We start from the raw sequence: 25740 nt of genomic DNA on the forward strand, positions 1-25740 counted from the left end.
CCTTGGTCCTTCTTGATGTGCGCAGATTGTAAGTGTGTTTTAGGGCGAAAGTTTAATAGTTACATTTGCTCTATGGCTTAAGTGTAATTAATTAATTGCTTAAGTGTGTGGTTGAAGTCTTGGTTGTTATCAATTAGTGTTTTTTCGGTCTGGTGAGGGCTGGCCCTGTTGGGTGTTTGTTATTTCCTAAATAGTCTTCGGCTCTTTATCGAGTGCTTTTCACATTTAATTACGAAGTTGAAATAGTGTCCGAACTTGTCTGTCTGTCGGGCGTGTCGCTTCGCGTGTGGATGTTTTCTTATTGAACTTATTTGATTGAAAAGGGTGTGATGCGTTATGAGCTATGTGGATGGCAAGGCGGCGGGTTTCAAGGAATTTATCGGCCTTTTTAAACTGGATGAACTTGAAAAGGCACTGCAGGACTTCAATAAAACACCAGAGTATGAGGCGATCATCCGGTATTACTTTGCGTGTATCAATACGCCCAAGCCTGAACGGCAACGGGAGCCGATTGGGTTACTCAAGGAGGCCCTGGCAGCGTTACCCGGGTCTGAAATACGTCGTCGGCGCGCCTCTGAGTTGGAGTTGCCGGTCAGTCCCGGTGCCAACCAGGCACCCGATCTGACTGAGATCTACGACCGGGTCGAAGCGTTTCAAGGGCGTTTGAACAATTATGTCTCGCAGATCATGTCGACAGCAGTGCAAGTGCCAAAAAAGCTCCACTTCATCTGGCTGGGGGGAGGTCTCGGGGATATTCAGCGCGATTATATTAATGTCTGGAATCAGGTCATGGCCAATAAAGGCTACGAGCTGAATGTCTGGTATGACAGCGATGGATTGCTGGTTCATGAAACCAACCGAATCATCGTCGAGGCGGCCAAGGCTGATGTGTTGTCTGGCGAAGGGCAGGGTGTTACCTCCGGCCACGACTTGGCCGATCTCTATGAAGAGCGAGCCACGGCGTTGAAGCGCCAGATGTACGAACACATCAATCGGGCGATCGAACTTGGCAAGAGTGCCGATCAGGCACGAATGGACTTGCTGGTTCGCGGTTACGGTCAGGAGGAAGAAAACCTGCGCGCTTTGCGCAATAAAAACGCTCAAGTCATGACCGGCCTCAATGACGAGCACATTCGATTGCGCGATGTTCATGAACTTCCGACCTTCTCTCGAATGGGAGATTTCTATAACCGTGAAATGTCTTTGCGCGGCAACCTTGCGGCGGCCTCGGATATTATGCGGGTACTGGTGGAACATGACGAAGGCGGGATCTATAACGACGTGGATTTCTTGCCGCCGCTTGTTCAGAAAATGGCTGATATTGAAATTGACAAACTAGATCTCGGCGCACGACTCGAAGTTTTTCAGGTGTTGCTTGACCACAATCCTCACTGGATGCCGAGCCGGCAGACTCTGCGCAGTCGCTATACCGACTACACCGGACGAATACCTGCGGCGCATCGAGATGCCCTGGAGCGGTTTGCCAAAAGTTCGCCAGCGTTAGAACAGGTGTTTGTACCGCTCGAGGATTACGCTGTTCGACCCGACAGTTTGCGGTTAGCGGTGATCGACCACGGCGAGTCCAATGCGCTGATTGTTAGCCATCCCGGGTCAGCTGCGCTGGAAGCCATTATCGAGCGGTTTGAAATCCACCAGCGTGCACTGCTGGCAGTTGAACTCCAGGCCAACAAACGAGGAGTCAAATTCTACGATAGGAATGCCATTTATGAACTGACAGAGGAAGTACTCAGGGAGGAATTCGATATCGTCGATCAACAAGCTGGCGACGAAGATTATCGGGCCAGTAACCTGTGCATGGGGATCGCAGATTATTTCAGTGACGGCATTCGTCCCCAGGCTGAGGGCTCGATATTCTTGACGGGACCGGCGGCTTTGCGTGCCGGTCTGGTGGACTTCGAAAGCAAAACCCTGACACCTCAGGCCTCCAAGGCGTTTAGGGATGCCGTGCGAGTGCACGCTGGGTTTAACAACGTTACGGAAGAGGAAAGAGATCATTCCTGGAAAGAAAATGCCGTAGACCTTGATTCCTGGCTCAACGCAGAAAAGCAGCGCTGGACCGACGGGGCGCTGAAAGCTCGTTACACAGGCAACATGGCACAGCTGCTCAAGTACCAGAGCATTGATTTCGAGGAAGGATGGCCGGTCATCGAAGGTCGTCATGTGTTGATCACCGATCTGTTGCAGCAACTGGCGGATGACCTTGGAGAGCCATTTCGCCAGGCGATGAGTCAGCGCCACAACGGCAGCGTGACGTTTGAAAAGCCATTGTCCCTGAGCTTCGATGACCGGCAAGCGATCATCGCTCAGGATGCCAGCATCCGCCCCCCGGCATCCCTCCCGGACGCAGCGATACAAAATCTGTCGATGGATGAACTGCTGAGCCAGGTCGCCAAAGACCCGCTTCTCACGGTGAAACTAAACCCGCTGCAACGTCTGTTGCTGGGTGGCCTGTTGGGGGTCAATGCACTGGATAATCAGCGTTTTGACGCCGCCAGTGCAACGCTTGAAAACCTTGCCAATGCGATGTCGGAGTTGGGGGTCAGCCACCGTTACGGGGCCATTGAACGGGAGCTGTTCAAGCAACGTCACCCGGCGTTCCTTGCAGGGTTGAAGCGTGCTTCCAACCCGTCCGTGGCCTTGTCCGAAACCAGTGTCAAACTCAAGAAGCAGGCACTCGAACGCCTGCTGACCCTGGTTGAATGGGGACATTGGGTTGCCAGAATTCAGCAAGTGGCGAAGCTCGAATACCGCGACCGGATCGGCGAACGAATCGGTGAAGTGCTGGAGAGCTTCGATCACGGCAGTTTCAAAATGGTGCCCCAGGACTTGTTGCTCGAGGGCGCGGGCGACCGGGTTGCCGGGCGCTGTTACCCGCTGGCACTGGCCATGGCTGCTGCGCTCCATAAAAACAGCGCCGCGGCCAACACTTTGCGGGAGCGCTTTTACCTGGCAGTTACCGAACCTGAAGCCGCCGACTCAAGGGCGTTTGTGAACATGCTCGAGGAGCTGCGTGACGCTCCGCTCAATGAAATAGGCAAGCCATTGATGCGCTCCGATCTGACTCAGATCGTAGCGATGCTGGAAGAAAAGACGGCCACCACCTCCGTGATGCTCAACTCTGACAACCACTCGATGCTGGTTGCAAAAACGCTTGAGGGGCCGCACAGCACTTACCTGCTCTACGATCCGAATTTCGGGATCTTCGAGTTTACGACTGCCTCGGCGTTCGGTGAGGCGCTGACACATTTTTTTATTCGCAAGGAGATGGCCAGGCATTACGCAGCCTTTGGCGATGTGGCGCGTCCGACCTTTGATCTGATTGAACTCAATGGCGCCGGGTTGAACGCCATGGTGCTTTCGTCCGGAGCTCAGGTCTCAAGCCTGTCGGACCCGGGAGCGTTGCCAGAGCAGGCTGCGCCGCGGGTAAGACAACGGCTGGCCAGTGCCCGGGGGCAGTCGCTGGTCAACAATACGGTGCTGGGCAGTTCGTTGCTGGAACTGGACGCTCACTGGTGGGGTGAGCAGATCGCGCAGGCGACACGGCAGTTGCAGGAGCAACACGGGCTGTCGCCGGGCGCTGTTGCGTTGTTCGAGACGCTGGAGATAACCCCGACAGGGGAATACAACATCAGTCTGGTCAACACCGATGCCGCGAAGACCATTGTGCGTGTCACCACCAGCGATCACCGGCTCCTGAGAATTAAAAACTTCCTCTCCGAAACCTTCCATTCATTGGCCGCTCGCCCGCGTGCACCGGTCAATTCGCCGGATCCGACGGACGCCGGCAGCGTTCATACGCTTAATGCCGGGTTCACCGTACAAGCCTTGATGAACGCGCTGCGTCATCACGAGAGTGCTGCGAGCGGTGGCGACAAGGCCCTGACCACCGCCATTCGCCTGCACGCCTATGTCAACTACGCCCAACTGGCCCATGGCAACGCGGTGGATTTGATTGGCATTGTGAAACTGGTGCGTCAGGCGCTGGACGATGAAAAGCTGATCGCCCGCACCAGCGCACCGTTGGTGCAAAAGGCCTTGGGGCATGTCGCCAATGAAGGCGTCGGTACTGTACTGGGGCTGGTGAATGTCGGGTTTGATATTTATCAGTTAAACCACGCCACCAATGACATTGAAAAGGCGCAGTTCGGAACGCAGTTGGCCTTTGACTCCGCGAGTGCGGTGGTAGGCGCAGCCGGTCTGGGTGCGGCACTGGCTGGCGCGGGTACGGTGGCCGGGGTGCTTGGGGGTGTCGGGGTGATTCTGGGCGGGCTGGCGGTGGGCGTTACAGCGCTGGCCGAAGGCTTTGGGACCATTGCGGAGGAAGTCAAGGAGGTCGCGCTGTTTTTTGATGGGCTGGAAAAGGCCTATTTACAAGGCGGCTATTACCTGGACAAGGCGTCGAATGCCTGGATTACGCATCCGTTGCTGGTATTCACCGGAGTGGATTTGCGCGCATCCACCGTCCATTTCGACAGTCCGAAACTGTTCCCGCTTCGGGACCATTTCGGGGTCCCGGATTACGATGTGGATTACAACCGCGCCATCGATATTCGTCAGGGCCTTGAGTTGCCGGACTCGGCGCGTTTCTCACCACAGGCAGGACAGACAATCGTTCTGCCCTGCACACCCAAGACCTGGTACGGCTACCAATACAAGTTGCTGCCGTTTGTCACGTTTCGTCATGCCGGCGGGTACGACACGGCACGTCGACTGGAGAAAAAGAACGAACAGGGGCAATGGCAGTTTATGTTTTCGTTCTACTCGTTTCCCGGTGAATACGCGGTCAACCGGCTGAACTCGGTCTACAAACCCACGGTATTCAACGTTCGCCTCGATAACGTCGAGCGTTCACTGGCGGTACCTGTGCTGCCGAAGGCGTGGCATGACCTGGTGTCCTACCGGGTAGAAGGGGCCGGTGCTCGATGTTCTATTTTGCTCAATCCTGGGGTGCGCCTTGAACTCGTCGCACCCAGTCACATTGCCATGCAATGGGTACTGCTGACTCCATGGCTGGTGGAGGCAGACATCCAGATAGAAGCCGGGGGGCGCCTTGTCTTGGGGACGCTGGATGTGACATTCAGTGGCAGTGGCGTTCACCATGTGTTGCTCAAGCTGTCGAATAACAAAATCGTGCGTGTGGATCTTGCCGCCCTGCGGCTGGAGGTGGTCGAAGAAGTGGCCAATCCGGCGCTTGGGGAGCAAGCGTTGCTGGATCACTTCAAGTCATTGGCCCGTGAACATCGCCTAGCCATGCCTTATACCCCGGTTCACAACTTTGTGGTGCCGTTTGAAAAGCCGCACCAACCCAGGACGGTAGTCGCGTATTACGACTCGGCACAGGATCGTTTTCTGTACATCCGCGACCCGAATGTCCTGTTGTCCGATGAGGTGATATTGGGCGCGGTGTTGGAGGGTTCGGCTTACTTCTATCACCCCGAGTCTTTCGATGTCTGGCAGGTCGATGCGAACACCGGGACGCTGGTACAGCACTATCGTTTGCTTGTACGAATTAACATGGCGATTGTCCGCTGTGAGGCCGTGACCAATGGCGGCATTCAGATCGTGCAGCAGCTCACTGGAAAGGACGGCCAGCACGATGAACTGACCTATGTGATCCATGATCGGGCCGTGTTGCTCAGCTCGATTACCCGCGGTCAGGATCCTGCGCTGCAGGCTGTTTTGGAGGCTGACACGCTGACGGACTGGAAGCAGGTACTGGGCGACTATCACTTGTGGGCAGAGTCCGCCAATACAGTTAACTGGCGTCCCGGTGCACTGGTTTCGATTTGTTGGCAGATCGATGACACGTGGCGGGATCTGGTCTGGGTGCGCAGCAGTGACGGGGTGATTATTCGTGCACCTGCCAGGCGTCACCATGCTCGGGGATGGGCAGACTCGATCAAGGCTTTGAATGATCTTCTGCTCATCGCCCCTGCCGGTGCCGAGGGCGAAGTGTTCGTTACCTACGACAAGCCTCAGAGAAGGCTCGTGCGAAAGCAAAGGTCGATGGTGGAGGGGCGCGCACAATGGTCGTCCAGAGAAATCGCCCCCCCTGGGCTGAAGAATGTTATCGCCGTTGAGCGGGGCTATCTCGCCCTGACCGACTCTGGTCTGTTCTTTGACATTACGCCGGACGGGAATCTGAGATTTGGCGGGCTGACCGAGCACTGGTTCGAGGGCAAAACCCAGTGGTGGTCGGCGCTGGCAACGGTTGCGTTGCAATACCCGGTGCCGAGTTTTGCCATCCTGGGTTTGACCGGTTTCAAGGGCGATGCCTTGTGCGCCTGGTACCTGGATGGTCGGCTGCTGCTCGCTGAAATGGGGCACGGCAAAGAAGTACGGCTACTGAGTATTACTCCAGACAATCAGGCCACCTGGCTGTTTGATCTTTCAACCGGCAAGGTTGTCCGCCAGGGTTTTATCAATCCAGACCACTTGAGCACGGCATTTGCCCAGGGAACGAAACTGTTACTGGCTGAGGCATTGCCAGCCCCGACGCAGGAATGGTCGAGCTGGACCTTTAGCGACGTAACCGTGGAAGGCTCTGGCCTGAGGGCAACGACGCTTGAAGGCGTGGAGGTGGATTTACAGCACAACGAACCGGTACGGATTACCGGCGTTGACAGCCATTGGATCGCTGCTCTGGAAGGTGAATTGAGTGAGGGCCTGGCGGCGCTGGCGAACGAACATCGATGCGCCGATTTCCTGTCCGTCAAAGACCCCGACTACCAACAGTGGTACGTGGTCCGGACCGGACGGTTGATCCGCATTCCGAAAACCGCTATTGCTGCGCAATTCACGCTCGTCGGCACCCGGCATCAAACCAATGCGATGCTGCATGACCGCGGGGATGGTTTTTTGCGCACCTATCCGCAGAACAACAAGGTCGGGCCGCTCGGCTATGTCGAGCGAAACGCCGAAGTACTGGTGGTCGAGGGACCGAAAACGCTTTCGGACCTGCTTCCGTTGATTGCCGATGATGTCAGCATCCTGGTGCTCAAACTGGGTCAAGGTTCAACGACCTGTCGGCTTACCAGAGCGGCATGGTTGAAACTTGAATCGGTCATTGTCGATTGCCGCCATTCGCTCGACCACTCGCCTTCGGTTCCGGGAAAACTGGTCTGGGATATCGTGGTTGCGGATCAGTTGTGGGCGAGCCGGGTCGATGAGCACTTGGTGATTGTGGATGCGGACAGCGGACACAGTTTGATCTTTCGCGACGTGTTCTCGACCGATGTCGTTTTGCAACGGAACGTATTTCTGGCGATGAGCGGCTATCAGTCCTTCGCGGTGTCAACACTGGTGAGTGCCCTGGTTGCCAGGAAAGGCAACACGAGCAGTGTGTTACTCAAAGACATTTTGCCCACCGCAATAGTTGAAAAAATAGAAGATTGAGTTCTGACAGCCACAGACACATTGAGCCTGTTCGATGTGTCTGTGGCTGTCGGCTTTTTTCATAAGGATATGAAAATGCAAAGTACACCTGCCGAAACACCAAATCAGACTGACACTTTTTCCATGCCGTTTGATCGCCGCGAGTTGGAGTTTGCGTTGAGCGACTTCCAAGGACTGCCGGAGCACGCAGCGATCACCCGTTACTTCGTCGGAGCCACCGAAGCGTCGAGTCTAGACGCCCAACTGACGCCAATAAGTCTGTTGAAGGAAGCGCTCGAATCAATAAACCCGAAAGGGTCGGCTGCCGCGCTGAAAAAAGTTCGGGGTAAATTGACGAACTATTTCCTGCGTTTGAGTACAACTGTCGAACTACTGAATACTGCCAAACCCGTCCCCAAAAAGTTGCACTTTGTCTGGGTGGGCGGCGGCATTGGCGCTATTCAGGGAGACTACATCAATGTCTGGCGGCAAATGCTTGCCCCGCAGGGTTATAGCCTCAACCTGTGGTATGACAGCGATGCTTTGCTGGCCCATGAGACCAATCGCATTATCGTCGAGTCAGCCAAAGCGCTGGGGACGATTTCTGCTCCGCAAGGCGCAGTCGATACGCCTGCTGCACTGGCTCGTCGTTACATCGAGCGAACTCGAGTGTTGCGACAGCAGATGTTCGATCATATCCAGACTGTCACCCAGGCGGGCGGGAGCGCCGATCAGGCGCGGATTGATCTTTTAGTCAGTGCCTATGGCCAGGATGAAGGTGCGCTCAAGGCGCTCAAGGCCCGCAATCTTCAATCTCTGCAGCGCGTGGAAATTGCCCATCGAGACATACGCGCAGAGCTTATCGATCAACCGTTGTTCGATATTTATGAGCGTGAAATCTCTTTTCGTACCAACCTGGCGGCTGCGTCCGATATCACGCGTTTACAGGCTGTGAATCTCGAGAGTGGAACCTATCTTGATGCTGATTTGCTGCCGTCTCTGCATAAAGTGCTTGGTGGTGTGGATCTCGCCGCCTTCAGTGCTGAAGAACGTATAGGTGTGATGCAGGTATTGTTTGATCACAACCCGACAATCCTTCCGAATCGGGGGCAGGCCTATGCGGATTTTCGCCCCAGGGTGCCTGAACAACACAGAGAGGCTATAACAGCATTTGCCAAAAGCATGCCGTCCCTCCGCGATATTTTTGCCCCGTTCAATGACGTCATGGTTGCGTCGAACGGTCTGCGTGTCGGTAATAAAAACACGCCTGAGTCGATGACGAATCAAATCAAGACGCCATTCAACGGATTATCCAATGCCCTGTTGAGCGGTCATGCGGGTTCTGCGCAACTCGCCGCCGTTATGGAAAAAATCCGCAGCAACTATCAGTTCCTGGACCGGGTAGTTGCGCAGGCCTTGAGCAGCAATGTATCGCTTCAGGATCGCCAGGCATTTCCCGATCTGATTATCCGGGAGCTGGAGAAACAACACGGTCCGATTTCAAGCTGGAAGGCGAATCTGCAAAGCCTCAACAGTTTTTTGCAGGCGATCAATGACTATGATGCCGATGGCATCAAATTCGGTGCCCAATCGGCCATTGCGATGAGCGGGCCGACGGCGGTATCCAGCGGTTTGAGTGACTTTGTCGAAGACCATGCGCTGCTTGAAAGCCGCCAATTGATCAGCGACAAGGTTGACCTGTTCGACGGCTTTAACCTCGCCACCGAAGAAGAAACCCATCACAGCTGGAAAGACAATGCCAGGACTGAGGCTGCCTGGTTCGAGCTTGAAACAACCAAAGCGAGCCAGGGCGGCTATAAGGCCCACTTCAAAGGCAACATCACTGAGCTGCTTAAAGGTCAGCTCATGACGTTTGAAAAGGGTTGGCCTGTGATTGAAGGCCGGCCGGTTTTACAGACCGACATCTTGCAGCAATTGGTGAATGATCTGGGAGACCCCTTCATCCGGGCCATGAACGAAAAACTCAGCGGCGACCTGAGCTTCGATAAGCGTTGGTCCCTGAGCTTCGATGAGCGTCAGCGGATCCTGGCGCAAGCCCGTGTCGAACTTCCGGTCTCACACGGTTTTGAGCCGATCGGCAATCTGAATGAAATGATCGTTCGCATTGGCCACGGCTCTCTGCCACTTGATCAGTTGAGCCCGCTGCATCGGGTGTTGCTCGGCGGGCTGTTCGGCGCGCAGTCGCTGGATAATGCCGGATTCGACGGTGCCTGGCAGCACACCCGAACCCTCGCGCAGAGCACCGCCGACCTCGGTTTCACCCAGCGTTATATGGCCATCGAGCAGGCCTTGCTCGCCCACAGGAATCCTGCATTCGAAGCCGGGTTTGCAGCGGCCCAGGCAACGGTTGAGCCATCGAAGAACAGCGCTCAGGTGCTCAAGGCACTTGCGTTCGAGAAGCCCTTGACCTTGCGCCAATGGGGCGAGCACATGGCCCGCATCAGGTTTCAGGCCCAATACGAACTGCGCCACCACATCTTCCAGCGCAGCGCTACGGTGCTGGAAACCTTCATCGCGCAAGGCGCTTCGACGGGGAGGTTGATGCCTCAGGGGTTACTGGTCAGGGGTGAAGGCGATCCGGGAAGGCGCTGTTATCCACTGGTGTTGACCATGGCGGCGGCCATCGAAAAAGGCCCCGCGGCCGTGGACGCTTTGAGCGGCAGGTTGGCCAATGCCAACCTCGCACCCGACGCCAATGAATCCCATGCTTTTCTGCGGACCCTCGATGAGCTGCGAACCGTGCCAATGGCGCGCTCGGGCACTTTATTAGGGGCATCCCGGCTGAATCAGGTCATGCAGACACTGGAAGCCAGGACTGCCACCAGTACCTTGATGCTCAACACCGAAAGCCATTCCCTGTTGGTGGCAAAAGTCGTCAATGGCGAGTCGAGTACCTACCGCTTCTACGATCCGAATTTCGGTGTCTTCGGATTTGAACGGGCGCAGGACCTGCACCGTGGTCTGGAGCGGTTTCTGAGCAGCCCTGAGCTGGCCAAGCTCTATGAGTTCAGTCACCTGACGGAAGCGACGTTCAACGTCGTCGACCTCAATGGCCCACGTATCGCCGATCTGACACTGCCGTCGCAGATCAATGTGTCAGGTTTGCTGAGGCATGATCCGATCAGCACCGGTGTAACGGTGGCGCCATGGGAACACTACGCCGCGTTGCGGGCCCGTTCATTGTCGGAAAATGCCCGACTGGGGCGTGGGCTGAGTGAACTGGACGCCCGCCACTGGGCGCAGCAGATTCAGCACAGCACTGATCGCCTCCACACGGAAAGTCACCTTGGGCGAGACTTTGTTCCGGTGTTCGACAGTGTGCGAGAGGTACCGGGTGGCAACTATGAAATCAGCCTGGTCAATCTCAAGGACCCCACGCGCACCGTCAGGGTGTCAAGCACTGACGGTGTTCTGTCGCGGATCCGCTCCTACCTGACGGAGACCTTCCAGACGCTGTCGGTCAAGCCGTCCATACCGGGCAAGGTCGACCCGACCGATGTCAGCGCCGTGCATACCTTGAACGCGGCTTTTACGGTTCAGGCGCTGCTGGTGGCGCTCCAGTCCCATGAGCAAACCAGCAACATCAATGAAGACCGGAGCCTGACGACTGCCGTGCGAATGCACGGTTACCTCACTTACGCGCAACTGGCCCATGGCAATCTGGTCGACATCGCGGATCTGGTCAAACTGTTCAGGGTGGCGCTAAACGACGCACGACTGGTGGCCCGGACCACCTTCTCGATCGTGGTCAATGCGCTGGGACATATTGCCAGGGATGGTTTGGCCACGGTGTTGCAACTGGCCACGCTGGGTTTCGATATCTACCTGCTGGCCAATGCCAAGGACGATCTGCAACAGGCGCAATACGGCACGCAGTTGGCGTTCAATGCGGCGGGGTTGGTAACGTCTGTGGCCGGCATAGGCGCCGGCCTGGCAGGTGCCAGTACGGCAGCTGCGTTTCTTGGCGGAGCCGGTGTGATTCTGGGCGGGTTGGCCATTGGCGTGGGCGCGCTGGTCGAAGGGTTCAACGGCACATTGGAGCGAGGACGGCGGATCGGTATGTATCTGAACCGCGTCGATGAGGCGTATCGCTCGGGTGGTCACTCGATCAGGGAGGGCGTGTTTTATCCGGATCCTTATGCGCTCATCCGCGAGATTGATTTGCGCAACAAGCGACTGACGTTCGGTAGTCAGGAAATTTTATCGGCCGACACCTCCACGCTGCACCCGCCGAGTCACAACCTTGATCGTTCGAAAGCTATCAACATTCGACAACACCTCGAGGTGCCGGAGCATGCGGCTATTGGCGATTTGACGACCATTCAGGCCATTGTCCTGCCGTGTGTGGCCAACACCTGGTTCGGTTTCGATTACTCGGCCCTGCCGTTTTCGACCACGCGTACCGAGAATCTTGAAACTGCGCTGAAGCTGGAGTACGACGCAGCAGGCAATCGCCAGTTCTGGTTTACCTTTTACAAGTTCCCCACCGAATACATCATGCACAACTTGAATCCGATAGAAGACAAGACGTCGATCGGTGTCTTGCTGGATGAGGAGCCGCGATTGTTGCTGGTGCCCGAGCTTCCCAAGACGTTGCACGGCAAGCTGTCCTACAGTATTCAAGGGGTGGGTGGTCATTGCGCGTTGGTACTCGTTCCGGGCGTGCGATCGGTCTATCTGTCACTGGCACCGAAGGCTCGCCCCATGGCCTGGACGCTGCGTGCGCTCTGGTTGAGCGAAGAGGATATCGTTGTCGGCGAAGGCCTTTTGAAGGTGGGGACTGTCGACGTTCACGTCATTGGTACGGCTGAAGTGGTTATCCAGACTTCGAAAAACGTGTTTCGAGTCAACTGGGCGAAAAAGCAGTTGCTGCTCGAAGAACTGGAGAACGATCCGACTGTCGACCCGACGATGATCCCGACCCGAGTCAGGAACCTGGCCCGCGCCAATCGTTTGGCCAGCCCGTTCACAGCGGTACAGAATTTCCCGATTCCGTTCGCAGGCCCACAAGAACCACAACTCACCACGGCTTTTTATGAGCAGGCCCGTGATCGTTTTATCTACACTCGCGAAGTCCCACAAGAACTGGCGAGCCATGTCAGGCTGGGCGCGGTTATTGATGGGCAGGCGTATTTTTATTACGACCAGGGAGCGCTAGTCTGGCGCTGTGACGTGGTCACCGGGCAGGTCAATCGATTCTATAGGCTGATGGATCCGCTGCCCGGTTCGAGGATTTCGGCGTTCCAGGTCCTGGGGCAGGGGGGCATTCGGATTGTCCAGCAAGTAACCCAGCGCACTGGGCCTGAAGTCAAGGTGGTCTACCTGTTGGGTGAAGACGAAGTCTTGCTGCTGGCGATTGCAGGTCATCTGACCGAACGTCAGCAAGACCTGCTGCTCAAGGACTACATGCCGTGGTGGTCGGACTTCTTGTGGGAATACGAACCGTTGCTCAGGGACTCGACACTTTTTTGGCCTTTGACCCCAGAGAAAATCGTGAATTATCAGCCAGCGGCGTTTGTCTCGATAACACCTTTGACCCAGGGCAGAGAGGATCCGCTCAGCACTTGGCTCCGTACTGCCGATGCCCTGCTGATTCGTCCCAATGTGCCGCAGATGGATCAGGCCGTTGCGGTCAGCCCGATGTTGCTGACACCCGCGAGCAGCACGGGCGATACCGTCCTGTTCTTTGACAAGCGCAATCGCACCCTCTATCGCCAGAAGATCGGGGTGACCGTCACCGGTGTGGATGCCCAGGCTGAGCTTGTCGTGCCCTGGGGGGTGATCGAAGTCATCGCCAATGAAAAACGCTACGTTGCGTTGACCAGTGAAGGGCTGTATTTCCATATTAACGAGCAAGGGCAGTCGCAGCTGGCCGGAGTCACCGAAGACTGGCTGGAGGATGCCAGAGGGCCGTTGGGCCTTGGCTTTTTTTGGACCGACGTTGAGAAGCTTGCGAAGGTGCATCAAGCGTCGGGCTTTTCGATCCTTGGTCTGGGTAACGGCATACGGGATGAAAAACTGTGTGCCTGGTACGTCGACCATCGATTGCTGATTGCTGATGTGGGCCCCGGCAAGGTAGTGCAGTTGGTAGCAACGTCGCCAGATGAGGAGGCGGGTTGGCTGCTGGATGTTTCCGTTGGGCAACTTTACCGCCAATCGTTCGTTGATCCTGAAAAACTACCGACACTCTTTGGTAATGGTCTGCAGCTTCTGCGGCAGGGCCTGTTGCCTGTGCCACAAAAGGTCTGGCCCGAATGGTCTTTTGCGCAGGTATGGACACATGGCGCCGGTCTGCGAGGGCGAACGCTTGAAGGGATTGAACTCGAGATGATGTTCGGTGAACCGGCACGTATTGTCGGTGTCACGGAAGACTGGGTTCTGGCGCAACAGGGTACGAAAGACCCTTACGATGAGGGGGTGGGGCAAGCGTTGAAGGCGCTGGTGAGCAAGCATCCCCACGAAGCATTTGTATCGGTTGGCGATTACTCGGATTACCGATGGTACGTCGAGGGCATCGATAGTGTGGTGGGTGCTGTCTTTACGGGCCTTGAAACCCGACTGCTGGGTGTTCGACACATAGATGCCTTGTTACATGAAACGCCCAACCAACTGACTTACAGCGATACGATGGATGTATGGCTGGAGAACAGCGTTGCACGTCGTGAAGCCGAGGTGTTGATGCTGGAGTTTCAGGGTGAGCTCAATGACGTTATGCCGTTGATACCTGACGGCGTTACCCAGTTGATCTTGAGTTATGGGCCCGGAGCGATCAGCTGCAGTGTATCGAGCACGGTCTGGCAGCGGCTTGAATGCATTGTGGTTGATTGTCGTCGTTTGTTGAGCGCTGAGTCACTGATACCTGGCACATTGATTCTGGATGCCGGCGCGCAGGATGATTGGCGGGTCAGACTGGTTGAAAGGCAGTTGGTGTTCACCGACCCGAATACCGGGCACAGCCTGATCTTGCGCGATCACTCCGACGATTTGACCGCGCGCAACGCGGTAAGCCTGAGTCTTCAGGTTCATGGCACCACAATGACCGTAACCCTTGATCAGCTAGTGCAGGCACTGGCCATCGATGGCGAGGACAGGCAGCTCGCCGCGCTAATGACGAAGGTGGGCGTCACGGAACCAGATAGCCCTTCACCCCGGTAAAGATGATCTGCGCCGCCAGTGCGCAGACGAACAACCCCATCAACCGGCTGACGATCTGCAAGCCCTGGTCACCGAGAATCCGCTCGATACGGTTGGACAGATAAAGCACTACGCCAACCGTGAAACTGGCCAGGGCAATACTGAGTATGGCCGTGAGTTTGTCGTCCCAATGAGGCTGACTCACGCCCATCACCAGCAAGGCGCCGATGGTGCCAGGGCCGACCGTCAGGGGAATCGTCAGCGGGACGATGGTCACGTCCTGCTGCACGTTGTCGGTCTGCACCGCCGACTTGCCTTGGGCCATGCCCAGCGCCGAGATGAACAACACACTGCCGGCGCCAATGCGGAACGCGTCCACGGTGATGCCGAAGACACTGAAAATCACCCGCCCGAACAGGTACAGCAAGACGCTGGAGACCAGCGTGGCTGTCGCCACTTTCCAGGCCAGTCGACGTTGCTCCTTGCGCGAATAACCGCGGGTCAGACTGATGAAGCAGGACAATACGAAGAACGGGCTGTAGAGCACCAGCATCTTCAGGTAAACGCTGAACAACACGTGGAGCATGGTTTCGGCTCGCATCAAGAGAGAGGTGAGGCGAAGTCTATCAGTCGATCCATTGCGTGTGGGTATCGGGTTTCAAAGATCTGTTGGTTAGTTATCTTTATTTGCGTGTTCTAAACTAAGTATGGAGTATTGGTTGTTGTGGGGTGGCGGATATGATGTTACATGTTTGGTTTGCTAGTGTTAAATAGTTTGGTTATTGTTTTTCTCGCAAGTTCATGAGGAGCTTGATTGAGTGTAAATAAGGAATGCGTTATGAATAACCAAGTAGTTAGTGATCAGTATGTTACCGCCTGTGTTAAAAGTCTGCAGGAATATGAGCTGGATGATGGGGTGATTATTCGCCCTCGTAGTATGTTGACGGTGGGTGACAAGATTGAAGAACCGTCGAAAGCCTCTATCGTGGGCGAAGGTGTGTTGTCCTTCAGCAGTGGCCTTAGTGGTGAGAACCGGTCGGATGCGCAGAATGCTTTTCTCTATGCGAGCCTTGTAGCGAACAAAAAATTTCCAGAGGACTATCAGGGTAAAGAGTGGTATGAGCTGTTTCGGGAAGTCATGACCAAGGCGGGCTGGGCGCCTGTCAGCAAGTACTACAACGACTTGCACATCAGCGGAACCAGTGTCCGCATGGACAAACTGGTGTTGGAGATTCTTGGCTCGGTGGTCGCCGGCGTTGCGCTGCCTGGTCCGACTACTGCCTTGATGCTGAAAGTGGCGGGAGAGGCGATTGCTGCCCTGCAAAAGCGCGATACGGCACTGACAGTTTATGAGCGAAATCTGTTGGCGCATGGCGTAGGCGGAATAGCGGCCGGTGCGTGCACTGAACATAATGGCGTAGCCACTTTGGCCCTCGGTGCGGTGCGGTTTTTACGCAGGAACACGTCGACCAAAGTGCTGTTTGTGGATGTGGATACTCGTAGTGTGAAACTGTATCGCGGTGAGACGGTATTTGAGAAAAATGATACGGTCGCCCAAGGCACTCGAAAAACAATTGCAGATAAACTTATCGCCCATGCCGGCAAAATTGCTGACTATGACATCTAATTAATCTGGAAGGGCAGTCGAATATCGGCTGCCCTTCTTTGTGAGCGAGGAACGGATATGAGTTGCGATTATTCAGTGTCGGTCGTAGGTGGGGCTATCGTTATTGTTCCCGAATCTGATGGGTTGGCAGCTCATGATGATTTGCTCAATTCGGTGTTGCTGGCGCAATTGGTTGCCAATAAAGCGGTTGAAAAAGATCCAGAGGTTAATTGGTACAGCGCTTATGTGAAAGTTTTAGATGACTTCTGGCTGCGGCAAACAAAGGCGCGAGAGGAAAGGCTCATCGCCGAAAACAGCGGCGAGTCTGCGATCGAATGGGTTACCGCTGCGATGTCCAAAGGTGCTTCAGGCGAAGGGCAAGCTGCTGCCGCAACTTTGGCACGGGTGGCGAGTGTGTCGGGCACTGAACCTGCAATCAGCTTGCTGCGCAGTCACGTGCAAAAAATGTCCGCAGATGAATCGACTGAAGTACCTGCGCCGCCCAAAGTTGTGCGTCTGCTGGTGATTCTGGCGCGAACGCCAACCTCGTTCTCAAGTGTGTACTTGGAGTTCAAGACCCATCTGGACATAAGTCCCAATCCTTTGGTACAGCTGTACCAGGCCGAAGATGTGAAAGGCATTGTCAGCATGCGTTACGCCCGAGCCAATCTGGACGAAAAACACTACGGTCTTGCGCGTAATTCTATCGCCTTGAAGGTCCGGGAAAAGCTTGACGCAAATGTTGCGAAGTTGAGCCTGACCGACGGCTCTTGGGGCGTTTGATCGAATCGCAGCACAGGGCTGCTCAGAAGGTCGAGGCCGTACGATTCTGCTGATCACGCTGAGCCACCCAGTGCTCAATCAATTCACGCAATTGCGACAGCTCCACCGGTTTAGCCATATGCCCGTCCATCCCGGCCTGGCGGGCACGTTCTTTGTGCTCGGCGAGGATGTGTGCGGTCAGCGCCACCACCGGTGTGCGAATCCGCTGATTACCGACTTCCCAGGCACGCAATTGCTGAGTCGCGGAGAAGCCGTCGAGGATCGGCATTTCGCAGTCCATCAGGACCAGGTCATAACGCTGGGCTTTCATCGCCTGCAAGGCTTCTTCGCCATTGCTGGCGGTATCCGGTTGCAGGTTGAGCTTGCCTAGCATGCCGCGAATCACTTTGGTCGAGATGCTGTTGTCTTCGGCCACCAGGATGCGGAAATCACTTGGCACCTTAACCGGTAAGGTAGGGCCCGCGGGCAGGTGCTGCGAGATGGAAAGGCCCTTGTTTCGCTGGTTCAGCTCGTCGGCCAACGTCGTCTTGAGGGTGTAGCCGGCCACCGGTTTGGCGAGGATGCGTTTGATCCCGGAGTTGCGCGCGATGATCTTGCTCGGCGCATTGCTGATGCCGGTGAGCATGATCAGCAGGATGTCGTGGTTCAGGCTCGGGTCTTCCTTGATCTTGGCGGCCAGTTGCATGCCGGTCATGCCGGGCATGTTCTGGTCCAGCAGGACCACATCGAAGTAATCGCGCAAGTGAGCCTTGGTGCGCAGTAACGCCAGCGCTTCCTTGCCGGAGGCTACGGCACTCACATTCAAACCCCAGGCGCTGCACTGTTGCACCAGCACTTTGCGACACGTGTCGTTGTCGTCCACCACCAACACCCGTGCACCCTGCAGGGGGCCATCGAGGTCGGACGTCGGGTGTTCCAGGCGGTCAGGGTCCAGCGGCAGGGTCAGCCACAAGGTGCTGCCCTGATTGGTGCCGCTCTTGACCCCGAACTCCCCTTGCATCAAGCGAATCAGCTGACGGGCGATCACCAGCCCCAGGTTGCCTCCCAGACGGGTGGCCGAGAGGAAGTGTTTGCTGTGCAGTTCGGCGTGCATCAATGCGTCACGTTCTTCGGTGTCCATCGGCTCGCCGCTGTCCTGCACGGCAATGCGCAAGCGCGGTTTGGCGCTGCGCTCATCGAGCGCGACGACGATCAGGATTTCGCCTTCGTCAGTTTTTTTCAGGGCGTTTTCCAGCAGACTCAGCAAGGTCTGACGCAGGCGCGTCGGGTCACCGCTGATGACGCGCGGCACTTGCGGCTGGATAAAGCTGATCAGCTCGACGTTCTGCTGTTCGGCCTTGGCGCGGAAGATGCTAAGGCAGTCTTCGATCAGTGCGTTGAGGTCGAACTGCACATCGTCCAGTTCGATCTGCCCGGATTCGAGCTTGGAGATGTCGAGAATCTCGTTGATCAGTGTCAGCAGTTCGTTGCCGGCACTGTGGATGGTCTGTACATAGTCACGCTGCTTGACCGAGAGCGGCGTGCCCAGCAACAGCTCGGTCATGCCCAGCACGCCATTCATCGGGGTGCGGATTTCGTGGCTGATTTTTGCCAGGAATTCGGCCTTGGCGTTGATCTCGGCGTTGCTGGCGGCCAGGTCGCGGCTGACGCTGAAACGGTCTTCGGTGATGCTGCGCTGACGTTCGCTCAGCGCAATGCTCATCAACACGCCGCTGATGCAGATTAACCCCAGCAGCGTCATGATCAGGCCCTGCGGTGCGACCAGGGTCAATCCCAGCAGTGCCGGCAACATGATCAGGGTGCCAATGTTGAACACCACCATCGCCGCGACGAACAGGCGCGCCGGGCGATAACCTTTTTGCCAGTGATAGGCGCTGACGAACAACATGCTCAGACCTGCCAGAGCGACCAGGGCGTAGGTCATGATGTTCAGCGGCAGTGTGTTGACGAATAACAGCAGCAAGCCGCAGACCACGATGAACAGAATGTCCCCCAGCAGCAGCTTGTTCAGCGGGTGCGGGCCGAGTGGGGCGAAGAAGCGATAGGCGAACATCAGGCCGCACGGCGCCGTCAGCAGCAAGGCGAGGTAGGCGCCGGGTGTCTGCACCGCGTGCCAGTTCGGCAGCCAAGGCCCTGCCAGATTCAGCAACAGCAACAGGCTGAGCATCAACAATACTTCGCATCCGGCCAGCCAGAGACTGCTGCGTGAGCGGGTATAGGCGTAGCGGACGAGGCTGTGCAGGATCAACATCCCGAGGCAACCGAACAGCAGGCCGTAGGCCAGCGTCTGGTTCTGATTGGATGCGGTCATGACCGCCGATTGCAGGGTGATGTAAGGCCGCAACTGATGTTCGGAGACCAGTCGCAGGTAAACGTCGAGAGGTTTTTCGTTTTGCGGCAGCGGCAACATGAAGTCGCTGCTGGGCAGTGGCCGTTCAGCCTGGGGCTGGCCGGTGCCGGAGTTCAATTGTTCGATCAGCGTGTCGCCGTCCAGCACATACAGATTGAGGTGCGACAGGTCGGGAGCGAACACCCGCAGCAACTGTTCATGCTTGCCGGGAGCGAGTCTGAAACGCAGCCATAACGCGCCATCGGGCTCGGCGGCGGTGAGGCGGTCGAGTTCAATGGGGCTGAATTGATTGGTGTAGCGAGCGGAACGGATGTCGCTGAGCTGCAGGTCGCCCTGTTCGTCGAGCAATACCGCCCAGCCACTGCCTTGCGCGGCCTGGGCCGGGAGCATGCAGAGCAAGGTCAGCAGAGTGACGGTGAAACCTATGGCAATCCTGAGCCAGCGCACGGCGAAATCCCTTCGTAGGTTAATGCCAGAATATAACTATGCGCGGCGCCGGAATAGTCCGGCAAGGACCCGAAGCCCTTGCCTGGCCCAATGGCGCTCTTATTCCTGATTTTCGCCACGCTCGCGGGCAATGGCACGGTAGCCAATGTCCTTGCGATAGAAACAGCCTTCCCAGTCAATTTTGGCCGCCAGCTTGTAAGCCTGCTGCTGAGCGGCATCGACGCTGACACCCATTGCCGTGGCGCAGAGTACCCGACCACCGGCCGTCACCACTTGACCGTCCTTGAGTGCAGTTCCGGCGTGGAAGACTTTGCCTTCCAGTGCTGCAGCTGCATCGAGACCGTTGATGGCAACGCCTTTAGCGTAGTCACCAGGATAGCCGCCAGCCGCCAGCACGATGCCGACGCTCGGACGCGGATCCCATTGTGCTTCGACCTTGTCCAGGGCTTGCGCCAGCGCCGCTTCGACCAGCAACACCAGGCTCGACTGCAAACGCAGCATCACCGGTTGGGTCTCAGGGTCGCCGAAACGGCAGTTGAACTCGATAACTTTTGGGTTACCGGCTTTGTCGATCATCAGACCGGCGTACAGGAAACCGGTGTAGACGTTGCCTTCATCGGCCATGCCGCGCACGGTTGGCCAGATCACCAGGTCCATGACGCGCTTGTGCACTTCAGCGGTCACGACCGGGGCAGGGGAGTAGGCACCCATGCCGCCGGTGTTCGGACCGGTGTCGCCGTCGCCGACGCGTTTGTGGTCCTGGCTGGTGGCCATCGGCAATACGTTCTTGCCGTCGACCATGACGATGAAGCTGGCTTCTTCGCCATCCAGAAACTCTTCGATCACCACGCGCGAACCGGCATCACCGAATGCGTTACCTGCGAGCATGTCGCGCACGGCGTCTTCGGCTTCGGTCAACGTCATGGCAACGATCACGCCTTTACCGGCGGCCAGGCCATCGGCCTTGATCACGATCGGTGCGCCTTTTTCACGCAGATAAGCCAGGGCCGGCTCGATCTCGGTGAAGTTCTGGTAGTCGGCGGTCGGGATCTTGTGGCGCGCCAGGAAATCCTTGGTGAAGGCTTTCGAACCTTCCAGCTGAGCAGCGCCAGCGGTTGGACCGAAGCAATCCAGGCCACGGGAGCGGAACAGATCGACGACACCAGCGACCAGCGGCACTTCCGGGCCGACGATGGTCAGGGAAACATTCTTCTCGGCGAAGTCAGCAAGCTGTTCGAGTGCCAGCACGTCGATAGCGACGTTCTCGCACTTGGCTTCAATGGCGGTGCCGGCGTTGCCCGGAGCCACGAAAACTTTCTGCACACGCGGATCCTGAGCCACTTTCCAGGCCAGGGCGTGTTCACGGCCACCGCTGCCAATGATCAAAACATTCATTTCAAAAACCTCGGATGACGCTAATTCTGTTTTAGAACCTAAAGCGCTTCACGCCGTAGGAGGTCGCAATGAAGTCGGTAGATGCAAGGCGAAGTCGACCTCGATGAGCGGAGTTGCCTTTTGGCAATGAGCATCATCGAGGTCGGCTCCAACGCAGCAGATGCCGGCTTCAGTGCGGCCGTTGTCTGATTAGTGACGGAAGTGGCGCATGCCGGTGAAAACCATGGCTATGCCGGCCTCGTCAGCCGCTGCAATCACTTCGTTATCACGCATCGAGCCGCCTGGCTGGATTACCGCAGTGACGCCTGCCTTGGCCGCATTGTCCAGGCCATCACGGAACGGGAAGAACGCATCCGACGCCATGACCGAACCCTGCACTTGCAAACCAGCGTGTTCAGCCTTGATCGCTGCAATACGAGCGGAGTTCACGCGGCTCATCTGGCCAGCGCCGACACCGATGGTCTGACGGTTCTTGGCGTAGACGATGGCGTTGGACTTAACGTATTTGGCGACTTTCCAGGCGAAGATCAGGTCGTGGATCTCTTGCTCGGTCGGGGCGCGTTTGGTCACGACTTTCAAGTCGTCGGCACCGATCATGCCGATGTCGCGGCTCTGCACCAGCAGGCCACCGTTGACGCGTTTGTAGTCCCACGCAGCGGCGCGATCAGCCGACCACTCGCCACAGGCCAGCAGGCGCACGTTGGCTTTGGCAGCCACGATGGCGCGAGCTTCTTCGCTGACGGAAGGGGCGATGATCACTTCGACGAACTGACGCTCGACGATGGCCTTGGCGGTTTCAGCATCCAGCTCGCGGTTGAAGGCGATGATGCCGCCGAACGCCGACTCGGTGTCGGTGGCGTAGGCCAGTTCGTAAGCCTGACGGATGCCACCTTCGGCGTCCGGGCTGACGGCCACGCCGCACGGGTTGGCGTGCTTGACGATCACGCAGGCCGGTTTGACGAAACTCTTCACGCATTCCAGCGCGGCGTCGGTGTCGGCCACGTTGTTGTACGACAGCTCTTTGCCTTGCAGTTGGGTCGCGGTGGCGATACCGACTTCGGCAGGCTTGGCTTCAACGTAGAACGCCGCGCTCTGGTGCGGGTTCTCGCCGTAGCGCATTTCCTGAGCCTTGACGAACTGGCTGTTGAAGGTGCGCGGGAACTCGCTGCGACCTTCGGTGCTGAGGGTGTCAGCCGCCTGGTTCACGGTGCCCATGTAGTTGGCGATCATGCCGTCATAGGCAGCGGTGTGTTCGAAGGCCTTTAGCATCAGGTCGAAACGCTGAGCGTAGGTCAGGCCGCCGGCCTTGAGGCTTTCGAGGACGCTGGCGTAGTCGCTGGCATTCACCACGATGGCCACGTCTTTGTGGTTTTTTGCAGCCGAACGGACCATGGTCGGGCCTCCGATATCGATGTTCTCGATCGCGGTCGGCAGGTCGCAGCCTGGCTTGTTGATAGTCGCTTCGAACGGGTACAGGTTGACCGCTACCAGGTCGATCGGCTTGATGTCGTGCTCGTTCATGATGGCGTCGTCGATACCGCGACGACCGAGGATCCCGCCGTGGATTTTCGGGTGCAGGGTTTTCACCCGACCGTCCATCATTTCTGCGAAACCGGTGTAATCCGCGACTTCCACTGCGGCAACACCGTTGTCGCGCAGCAGCTTGAACGTTCCGCCGGTGGAGAGGATCTCGACACCCAGGGCTTCAAGCTCTTTGGCGAATTCGAGGATCCCGGTCTTGTCGGAAACGCTGATCAAGGCGCGGCGGATCGGCAGGCGGGTAGTCTGGTCGGTCATTTCAATTTCCATCAAAAGCAAAGGAGTCAGCAAAAAAGGCGACCGTTTTTACGCGGGCGCCTTTCTGGTTTGATTGAATGCTTACAGCAAATCGTACTGCTTGAGTTTCTTGCGCAGCGTGCCTCGGTTCAGTCCGAGCAGCTCGCTGGCCTTGGTCTGGTTGCCCTTGACGTAGTTCATCACGCACTCGAGCAGGGGAGCCTCGACTTCGGAGAGCACCAGGTTGTACACATCCGTGACGGCAGCGCCTTCAAGGTGGGCGAAATAATTGTGCAGCGCCTTCTCGACACTCCCGCGAAGGGTCTGACCTTCTTCGCTCGGCGTATTGAGGTGCTGTTTCAAATTCACGTTGTCGCTCACGGGTGTTGTTCCACTCACTAAAGTCTCGGTCATCATCGTCATGCGGCCACCTCTTCTCCGTCCCCTGTCAGGCTCTTGTAACGTTCGGCGAAGAAGCCCTGAACGTTGGCGCATTGTGCTTCCGTATCTTCCAAACGATTGAAGTGGGCGCGAAACTCCCTGGCGCCCGGCAAGGTTGCGAGATACCAGCCCACATGCTTTCGAGCAATGCGTACGCCCATGACGTCTCCATAGAAGACGTGCAGCGCAGCCAGATGCTCTAGCAGAATGCGTTCCACCTCGATCAGTTCCAGTGCCGGGAGTTTCTCGCCGGTACGCAGAAAATGATCGATCTCACGAAAAATCCATGGCCGCCCCTGGGCGGCCCGGCCTACCAGCAGGCCATCGGCACCGGTCGCATCGAGCACGTACCGGGCTTTCTCTGGCGAATCGATATCGCCATTGGCAAAGACCGGAATCGACACGGCCTGCTTGATCGCGGCAATGGTGTCGTACTCGGCTTCGCCGGTGTACAGATCGGCACGGGTGCGGCCATGGACCGCCAACGCCGTAATGCCTGCCTGCTCGGCGATCTTCGCCACGGTCAGGCCGTTCTTGTTGTCCCGGTCCCAGCCGGTGCGGATCTTCAGGGTGACCGGCACATCAACCGCAGCCACTACGGCCTGCAGGATCTCGGTCACCAATGCTTCATCTTTCAACAGTGCGGAACCGGCGGCCTTGTTGCAGACCTTCTTCGCCGGACAGCCCATGTTGATATCAATAATCTGTGCGCCCAGTTCAACGTTGGCCCGGGCTGCATCCGCCAGCATCTGTGCATCACCACCGGCGATCTGTACCGAGCGGGGCTCGGGATCACCTTCGTGGATCATGCGCATCCGCGATTTGCGGGTGTTCCACAAGCTCATGTCGCTGGTGACCATTTCCGAGACTACAAGTCCTGCGCCCAGTCGCTTGCACAGCTGACGAAAGGGTTGGTCTGTGACCCCCGCCATCGGGGCGAGAATCAAGCCGTTGTGCAATGTGTAAGGACCGATGCGTACCGCCGACATAGGACTTCCCTGTTGTGGGGTCGGATCATGAGAGTTCGAAAAAGGGTTGGCATGATACCCGCTCTCGATGACTGGATAAAGGCTGAATTGAACAAAATCTGAACAGTTATTCTGTTATCGCCAGCGGTTTGGTGTGAGCGGTCAAAGTCAGAAATATGCCGTCAAAGCCGTAACACTGAACCGTTTCACTCGGGCGAATGGAAGCTCAGGCTGTAATTCACCGCTTTGGAGCCTGGATCGAGGATATCCAGCGCGATGTGGATCGGCGTTTGCGGAGGCATCTCCGCCATCCCTTCGAGATCGCCGTTGAGGTACTCGCCGGGCTTGAAGCGACGGCTGGCGATCAGGTGGCCGTTGAGGTCGGCAAACCGCAACTCCAGCAGCGGGAAAGGCTGGGAGAAGGGCGCACGGTTGTAGATGATTGCGTCGACCACCAGTGCACCGTTGAAGTCCGGGTGACTGCGGACCACCAGGTTGCTGCTTTTGATTTTGGCGATGTCGACTTTGGATGGCACGGTGCAGCCGATTTGCGGGCACAGTTGCTGGAACCACGGACGGTACTGGTCCTGACGCGCCAGCTCCTCGAAATGGTAGGCGATGTACTGGCCGGCGAGCGCGGCGGCGCCGAGCAGGATCAACAGCAGCCAGAAAAATCGGCGGCCCCAGGGTGAGCGGCGTTTTTGCCAGTCAAGTTGCAATGGGTCATCGGTCAGGTCTTGCAGGGCTTCGGCGCGGACAGCCGGCTCACGCTTTTTGCGCACAGGTTCGATCGAGGGCAGATCGTCGTCGATATCATCGGTCGCCGACAGGCGTTCGTGATGCATCGGTGCGTCGAGTGGGTCGTGCAGGCGCAGCTGTGGCGGCACAGACTCGTCGTCCAGTTCCACCGGTTCCAGGGACAGCGAAGGTTCGGTACGCGAGTATTTGTCCGGATCGAGTTCCAGCTCTGGCAAGTCGGTGGTCTGCGCACGATCGGCAGCCGATTCGCTGAACAGGCTGTCGGGCCACGGCGCTTCTTCGTGCTCGACGGTATCCCGGCTGGCACTCAGGTTGTCTTCGCGGGGCCGGCCGAATTCCGTGGTCGGCTGGATCTCCCGTTGTTCGAGGCGGGCGAGTTCTTCGTCCAGGTCCAGACTGTCCAGATCCAGCTCGGCGGCGCTCCATTGCTTTTGGCTGATGGCCCGCGGCTCCGGCGGTTCGACGATGGCCGGGACCGGGGCCGCCGGCGTGATCGCATCTTTGCCAGCCCGTTGCTCAAGTAGCTGCTTGGCGGCGTTGAACACCTGCAAACACGAGCCGCAACGAACCACCCCGCGGGCCACGCTCAATTGAGCATGGCTGACACGGAAGCTGGTTTGGCAATGCGGGCACTGGGTGACGAAGCTGTCGGTCATGCGGCGATC

Annotated in this window: 11 protein-coding genes; 4 read left to right on the forward strand and 7 right to left on the reverse strand. The window is 57.2% G+C overall.

Going from position 1 to position 25740, the window contains the following annotated elements:
- Positions 1-336 precede the first annotated feature (336 nt).
- Together ACMXYI_RS09930 and ACMXYI_RS09935 are read left to right on the forward strand one after the other, a co-directional pair.
- Entirely contained in the window at positions 337-7416 is a 7080-nt protein-coding gene (locus tag ACMXYI_RS09930) for a TcdA/TcdB pore-forming domain-containing protein (RefSeq protein ID WP_415773085.1), read from the forward strand.
- A 75-nt stretch (positions 7417-7491) separates the two neighbouring features.
- A complete protein-coding gene (locus tag ACMXYI_RS09935) occupies positions 7492-14571 on the forward strand; it encodes a TcdA/TcdB pore-forming domain-containing protein (protein WP_415773086.1) in 7080 nt (2359 codons plus the stop codon).
- Here the strand turns inward: ACMXYI_RS09935 and ACMXYI_RS09940 are convergent.
- Positions 14540-15136 (reverse strand): MarC family protein, encoded by a 597-nt coding sequence (locus tag ACMXYI_RS09940; protein WP_007937197.1) that lies wholly within the window; start codon positions 15134-15136, stop codon positions 14540-14542. The two genes, ACMXYI_RS09935 and ACMXYI_RS09940, sit on opposite strands and share 32 nt — an antisense overlap.
- Before the next feature lie 252 nt (positions 15137-15388).
- On the opposite strand from ACMXYI_RS09940, the gene ACMXYI_RS09945 reads away from it, so the two are divergent.
- Positions 15389-16177: a hypothetical protein gene (locus tag ACMXYI_RS09945; RefSeq protein ID WP_415773087.1), complete on the forward strand. Its 789-nt coding sequence runs from the start codon at positions 15389-15391 to the stop codon at positions 16175-16177.
- Between the two features lie 57 nt (positions 16178-16234).
- A complete protein-coding gene (locus ACMXYI_RS09950) occupies positions 16235-16939 on the forward strand; it encodes a hypothetical protein (protein WP_415773088.1) in 705 nt (234 codons plus the stop codon).
- Positions 16940-16961: 22 nt separating this feature from the next.
- On the opposite strand, the gene ACMXYI_RS09955 is transcribed toward ACMXYI_RS09950, so the two are convergent.
- The 6 genes from ACMXYI_RS09955 to ACMXYI_RS09980 form a co-directional block, all read right to left on the reverse strand.
- The gene (locus tag ACMXYI_RS09955) at positions 16962-19736 is read right to left on the reverse strand and encodes a hybrid sensor histidine kinase/response regulator (protein ID WP_415773089.1); all 2775 of its coding nucleotides are present in this window, start codon (positions 19734-19736) and stop codon (positions 16962-16964) included.
- Between the two features lie 99 nt (positions 19737-19835).
- Positions 19836-21131 (reverse strand): phosphoribosylamine--glycine ligase, encoded by a 1296-nt coding sequence (gene purD / locus ACMXYI_RS09960; protein WP_415773090.1) that lies wholly within the window; start codon positions 21129-21131, stop codon positions 19836-19838.
- Positions 21132-21320: 189 nt separating this feature from the next.
- Positions 21321-22928 (reverse strand): bifunctional phosphoribosylaminoimidazolecarboxamide formyltransferase/IMP cyclohydrolase, encoded by a 1608-nt coding sequence (gene purH, locus ACMXYI_RS09965; RefSeq protein ID WP_415773091.1) that lies wholly within the window; start codon positions 22926-22928, stop codon positions 21321-21323.
- Between the two features lie 81 nt (positions 22929-23009).
- A complete protein-coding gene (gene fis, locus ACMXYI_RS09970) occupies positions 23010-23330 on the reverse strand; it encodes a DNA-binding transcriptional regulator Fis (protein WP_007907419.1) in 321 nt (106 codons plus the stop codon).
- Positions 23327-24337, reverse strand: a complete 1011-nt coding sequence (dusB, locus tag ACMXYI_RS09975) for a tRNA dihydrouridine synthase DusB (protein WP_017336338.1) — start codon at positions 24335-24337, stop codon at positions 23327-23329. The genes fis and dusB overlap by 4 nt, the downstream gene beginning before the upstream one ends.
- A gap of 185 nt (positions 24338-24522) precedes the next feature.
- Positions 24523-25731, reverse strand: coding sequence for a DUF3426 domain-containing protein (locus tag ACMXYI_RS09980; protein ID WP_415773092.1), 1209 nt, complete (start codon positions 25729-25731; stop codon positions 24523-24525).
- Positions 25732-25740: the final 9 nt, after the last annotated feature.

The sequence above is a fragment of the Pseudomonas lyxosi genome (genome assembly GCF_047758685.1).
GTDB classification, from domain to species: Bacteria; Pseudomonadota; Gammaproteobacteria; order Pseudomonadales; family Pseudomonadaceae; genus Aquipseudomonas; species Aquipseudomonas lyxosi.